Here is a 5578-nt window from a genome sequence, read left to right on the forward strand (position 1 = left end):
GTTAATCAGTCACAATTCTGGATGGCAGCACATCAATTTCTATGGTTAATCAGTCACAATTCTGGATGGCAGCACATCAATTTCTATGGTTAATCGACGAAGCCTTATTCCATTTTCTAGCTGTTGCAATTTGTTGGTCAACGGTTAAAAAGTTAGCAGGCTCACCCGTTCTAGCTATTTTTGGGGGATTACCTTAGCCTCCCTCAGTTGATGAACGCCAACGGTATTGGTTTACAAATTCCTGAACTATGGGATTGTGGATTCTTTACGATGGAAAAAGTGGGTTACCAAGCGCAAGTTATCCCGCAATAATGGCTGGCGCATTCTTAGCCATGCTGGAAGTACGTTTATCTAGAATAATTCCATCGTATTTACATCAAATGCTGGTTCCCCTGAGCTGTGTGACTACTGCTGTGTTTGTTGCTCACGTATTGATTGGACCTGTTGGTCGAGCTATTGGTGATGCATTCGGGCAGCTGGTTTCAACTGTGATGACTGCTGATTACGGTATTATCTTCTCATCAGCGATTACAAATTACCATTAAAAGCGAACGCTCACTAACTTGCAATGGTCGTGGTTAAGGCTTTAGGGAAGGTAAAGTATCGTTATTCCAGTTGGCTAACTGCCATTTTTATGGCATTGCAGATAAAAGATAGATCTTCAACTATCTCTCCTTTATTTATATGGATATATAAATGACCTTCTCTTGTAGAACAGTTCCCAGTAATTAAGTTGATTTTTTGTAAAAAATGTCATTATCACCTATACCTCTAACTAAGTAATTTCGATTTTTATTGTTTAAGCAAACGATAAAAGTTAATCATTGCAAATTTAAGGTGTTAGCTATGAATTGGTTAAAAAATTTAACGGTAGCCAAAAAATTATTTGGTGGTTTTGGTGTGTTAATTATTCTTCTGATGATAGCCAATGGTGCCGGCTATAATGGCATTTCAACCCTTGGAACTTCATTATATTTATTAAATAATGAGGAAATTCCGTTAATTCAGGCGACTAAAGAGATGAAGCTTGCATTGATGACTGCCCGTAACTCTATGGAAGAGTATAAAGGTTCAACAACAGTTATTATTAACGCTTCTGATACGAATATGACTAAAAATATACAAACAACCTTTGATAAAACGGTTGAAGATTTTGATCTGTTTACCGGGTTAGTGCTCAAAGGCGGCGCATATAAGGGCAAGCAAGTGATAGGCTCAGATAATAATCAGCTGGTTAGTCTGGTTGAGAAAGCTGACCGCGTTCATAACCAGGAATTTCAACCTGCCGCCCAGAAATTACTGACAACTGGTCAGCAATTAATAGTAGCTGATCGAGCAGCTCGCGCAGCTGATGATGTAATGGATACGATTGTGGAAGCGGTGCAAGAAGAAGCTGAAGTGATGGAAAAAATTGTTTTTACCAATATAAAAAACTTAAATGAAGAGCAATATTATCTTGTGATTGAGAATGCTTTGCCACTTCTTACTGCCGTAGAAGTTATTGAAATTGGAATATTAAAAAGCCAACTTGCTTTAGATTTCATTGCTAATGGCGCTAATAGCCAAGCGGATATTAAAAGCAGTCTCAAAGATTATAATGAATCAATTAAACAATTTGATGATGCATTGACAATAGTAAAAACGAATGCCGATACATTAGCAATCAAAGAATTAACTGAGCATATCCTTGCCATTGATGATAAACACGCACAAATGCAAAGTGCAGGAGATAATTTAATCAAAGCCAGACTTAAGTTGGTTAGTGTTTCCCAACAAGCTGAGCAAGCTATGCAACAGCTGGATCTCGCTGGTGAAAAAGCAGCTGATGTTTTACAAGAGATTGAAAAATTAGTGGAAATTGAGATTGGTAACTCATTCAAAACAAATCAGGATACCACGCAATCCATGACGACCATTATTATCTCAATTGCAGTTATATCACTTATTATTGGTGTGATTCTGGGGGTTACAACGACCCGTTCTATTGTTGACCCTCTTGGCGGAGAGCCAAGAGATATGATGCAAATTGCGCGTACTGTTGCAGACGGTGATTTAACGCAAACATTCAGCACAAAAATACCCAAAGATAGTTTATATGGCTCACTAAGAGACATGTCTGAAAATTTACGTAAGCTAATGGGGCAAATTAGTATAGCAAGCCAAACCTTGTCATCTACTGCAGAGGAAACATCAGTGGCTTCAGCCGAAACTCAAAGAGCGGTTACTGAGCAGCATAAAGATACCGATCAAGTGGCGACGGCGATAAATCAAATGTCAGCGACGGTTCATGAAGTTACACAAAATACTGTGACTGCAGCCAATGCCGCAAAAGATGCACATACGCAGAGCAATAAAGGTCGAGAGGTACTTGAAGATAGTATTATTGCAATTCAGAAATTAGTGGATGATTTTAGTTCTACCAGTGCTGAAATGGATGTTTTAAACCAGCAAAGTATGGAAATTGGGCAGGTGTTGACTGTAATTCAAGGGATAGCCGAACAAACCAATTTACTGGCGTTAAACGCTGCCATTGAAGCTGCACGCGCTGGCGAGCAAGGTAGAGGCTTTGCGGTAGTGGCTGATGAAGTTCGTACTTTGGCACAACGTTCACAAAGCTCAGCTTCAGATATTCAGAAAATGATCAGCGCCGTTCAGGGATCCGCGCAATCAGCGGTAAATCAGATGAAGAAAAGTGCAGAGCAAGCAAGTATTACTTCTGAACTATCCTCTGGTACACGAGAGGCGTTTGAAGGGGTGAGCCTCGCAATTGATCGTATTGATGAAATGATGGTGCAAATATCAACCGCTTCCGAGGAGCAAGTGCAGGTAACAGAAGATGTGAATCGAAATATTACGCATATTAGTGAAATGTCTATGCAGACAGCAACAAGTACTGAACAACTGTCGAGCGCAAGTACGGAAGTGGCTCGTTCAGCTGAAAAATTAACAGAGTATACTCTCCAATTTAAGGTGTAAGGCGTAGTTATCTGCCGTGATCTATTTAGTTCCAATGGAAACGCCAATCATCTGTAATGAGTGGTTGTTAAACTAAGGAAAAGCATGGGGTGATGTCTTAATGGCACTAGCCCCTGTAAATAGCCGGCTGGAGATAAGTTATATATCAACAGAAGATGCAACAGAGGCAGAGACTCTTATAAAAGTTTTCACCACAAAAGGGCTAATAAAATATCTCTGCTCCCATCACCATTACCTCGCAATTTACCATTCTCAACAGAAAAATAATAATGCAACAATCACCAATGCAAGCGACCTCCTTGAATTAATGCTCTACGGCGGAGGCATATCAAGGAAAAGGGGATTGCATTAAAGAGCGGATCACGATTGTTTTACAACTGAGCCCTCACTTTGCCCGACTGTATTCAAGAGTTTGCTGGTGATATTTTAGTTCAGGAAACACCTGCTTTTAAAAAAAATTCTGGCAAAGTTTATTACAAATAAACAGTTCAATGGATTGAGATCAAAGATTCGCCTCTTTAGGGGTAGTTTAATAGCTGTGAAATAGAGATCGACGAATGGACGCGAATCTACAAAACAATCTATTAAGGAATGTAAATGCAAGAGCATGGCTCATTTAGCATTGAGAGAGCAGGGAAAATACTTATTCTTCGCGCTTTTGGAGCATGGAACTATCAAACCGCTAAAAGGTTTTGCGATGAATTTAAAAGCTCAGCTGATCTTATAAAAGATAAACCATGGGCATGCTTAGTAGATTTGTTACAGTGGGAGTTGACAACTCCTGATGCTAAGGAGTTATTTGAGCAAAAGAACATATGGTCATGCCAAAATAATCAAAGGCATGAAGCGGTCGTTTGCCAAAGATCGTTGCAAAGACAGGTGGTAGCAAGATCACATGCATCACTTACTAATGTTGATATCAATTTCTTTGGAGCTACAACAGAAGCTTATACATGGTTAAAGGGCAGTGGTTTCTACAATTAAAATGGTAAATGAATTTAATGATACGCCTGCATATCTGGCAGGTTGGATTTGTTTGGCTATTGGACAAAAAGCAGCTTGCAAGAAGAAAAATTAATATTAACTTTTGATACTCCTTAATTTATTCTTTAGTTGGCAATTTTTTTCTGGCTAATGGATATTTCCCGCAATGTGGACATTTCCCGCCATAGGGACCTTTTTTTAAGAAGGTTATAGTCTCTTCTAAATCCTCTGGTCTAAGTTCTAATTTTTCAGTTATCTCCTTAAGCTCACGATACTCGTCTCCATCAATAAGGCCATCAGATAGGACGTCTTTTACCTCTGCATCAAGGTTACGTTTTCGCTCTCTTAACTCTTCGCCAAAACGAGCAGCGAGCATCGCTGTGGGTAAGGCCACCAGACCGACACCGATCAGCATGATAATGGTTGCCACTACTTTCCCTAAAATAGTTACAGGCGTAACATCACCATAACCAACAGTGGTCATGGTTACGACAGCCCACCAAAGTGAGTGCAGTATATTTCCAAAGACTTCAGGTTGCGCTTCGCTTTCTAAGGTGTACATCAAACTTGCTGCGATAACGATAAGAAACATCATCACCATTATTGCAGCTGCAATATTTTTTAATTCCTTTACTATCACAGTCAAAAATATGTTGAAGCCTTTAAAATAATGCATAAGTTTTAACAGTCGTAATACGCGTAACAAACGTAAATAACGTAAATCGATCATAATAAAAAATGAGATGAAAAAAGGTGCGATAGCGATTAAATCAATAACAGCGATAGGTGAAATCATATAACGAAGACGCGCTTCTAAGGAGGAGTGGTGCTTAAAGCGTTTACCCTCAATACAAGCCCAGACTCTGACTAAGTATTCAATTGAAAAAATGAACACTGAGATTATCTCGAACAGGGCGAATTGTGTTGAGTATTGTCGACTTATGTCACAGTCAGACTCGATGATAACAGCAGCAACGTTTGCAAGTATAAGTGCAATCAATAGCGAGTTAATATGTTTGGCAATTAAGGATTGGTAAATATCCCCTTCAAGCAATTGAAAAGATTTTTTTCGTAACTTAGACAAGTTTGACATAAAGCACCTTAGCTATTATTAATATTTAAGAAACAGAGCTAATAGTATTTATTATGAAATAGATTTGAAATTTAACCATAAGGATTTGCAATGAAAGCAAAATCCTGCGTGATTGCTGTCACAGGCGATAGAGATATTGGTACGACAATTTCAAAGTAAGTGTCGAGGGCACTTACTTTGTTGAGCATATCAAAAGACTACTTGCAAATGCGAAGCGTTAACTACTAACAGCTATGGCTGATGGCTGATGGGGCGGATCGTTTGCACGCGAAAATTGCCTTAGATAAAATCTCACCGTCTTAGTTGTATTGTAAACATAAGCTTGCTGTTTTATCGCATAGGTTCCGCTAGATGTTCGTAATAAATATACTGTTATAGAAAATTAATACAGTTTCGCTGTAATAGAACAGTCCTATTTGTTTAATAAAGCAACGAATTGTTCGTTAATTGTTCGTTCGGTTGCTAATTGCAAATAAACACTTGCCAATGTGATCGCTATCTCTATAATGCGACCCCACAGACACG

At 38.9% G+C, this 5578-nt stretch carries 5 protein-coding genes; 4 read left to right on the top strand and 1 reads right to left on the bottom strand.

The window, feature by feature from the left end:
• Positions 1–311: 311 nt before the first annotated feature.
• From AC4GME_RS13485 to AC4GME_RS13500, 4 genes are all read left to right on the top strand, one after another.
• Positions 312–545 carry a hypothetical protein gene (locus AC4GME_RS13485; protein WP_490377755.1) on the top strand — a complete coding sequence of 78 codons (234 nt, stop codon included), beginning with the start codon at positions 312–314 and terminating at the stop codon, positions 543–545.
• A gap of 301 nt (positions 546–846) precedes the next feature.
• Positions 847–2976, top strand: coding sequence for a methyl-accepting chemotaxis protein (locus tag AC4GME_RS13490; protein ID WP_490377754.1), 2130 nt, complete (start codon positions 847–849; stop codon positions 2974–2976).
• Positions 2977–3076: 100 nt separating this feature from the next.
• Positions 3077–3328, top strand: a complete 252-nt coding sequence (locus tag AC4GME_RS13495) for a hypothetical protein (protein WP_490377753.1) — start codon at positions 3077–3079, stop codon at positions 3326–3328.
• Positions 3329–3573: 245 nt separating this feature from the next.
• The gene (locus AC4GME_RS13500; protein WP_490377752.1) at positions 3574–3960 is read left to right on the top strand and encodes a hypothetical protein; all 387 of its coding nucleotides are present in this window, start codon (positions 3574–3576) and stop codon (positions 3958–3960) included.
• A 118-nt stretch (positions 3961–4078) separates the two neighbouring features.
• Here the strand turns inward: AC4GME_RS13500 and AC4GME_RS13505 are convergent, their stop codons facing one another.
• Complete coding sequence (locus AC4GME_RS13505; protein ID WP_490377751.1) at positions 4079–5053, bottom strand: ion transporter; 975 nt, start codon at positions 5051–5053, stop codon at positions 4079–4081.
• Between the last annotated feature and the right edge of the window lie 525 nt (positions 5054–5578).

It is taken from the genome of Psychromonas sp. (assembly GCF_983033635.1).

Excerpts from the sequence above, each read along its gene's own strand:
- AC4GME_RS13500 (WP_490377752.1), top strand. The coding sequence starts at position 3,574 with ATGCAAGAGCATGGCTCATTTAGCATTGAGAGAGCAGGGAAAATACTT.
- AC4GME_RS13485 (WP_490377755.1), top strand. The coding sequence starts at position 312 with ATGGCTGGCGCATTCTTAGCCATGCTGGAAGTACGTTTATCTAGAATA.
- AC4GME_RS13490 (WP_490377754.1), top strand. The coding sequence starts at position 847 with ATGAATTGGTTAAAAAATTTAACGGTAGCCAAAAAATTATTTGGTGGT.
- AC4GME_RS13505 (WP_490377751.1), bottom strand. The coding sequence starts at position 5,053 with ATGTCAAACTTGTCTAAGTTACGAAAAAAATCTTTTCAATTGCTTGAA.
- AC4GME_RS13495 (WP_490377753.1), top strand. The coding sequence starts at position 3,077 with ATGGCACTAGCCCCTGTAAATAGCCGGCTGGAGATAAGTTATATATCA.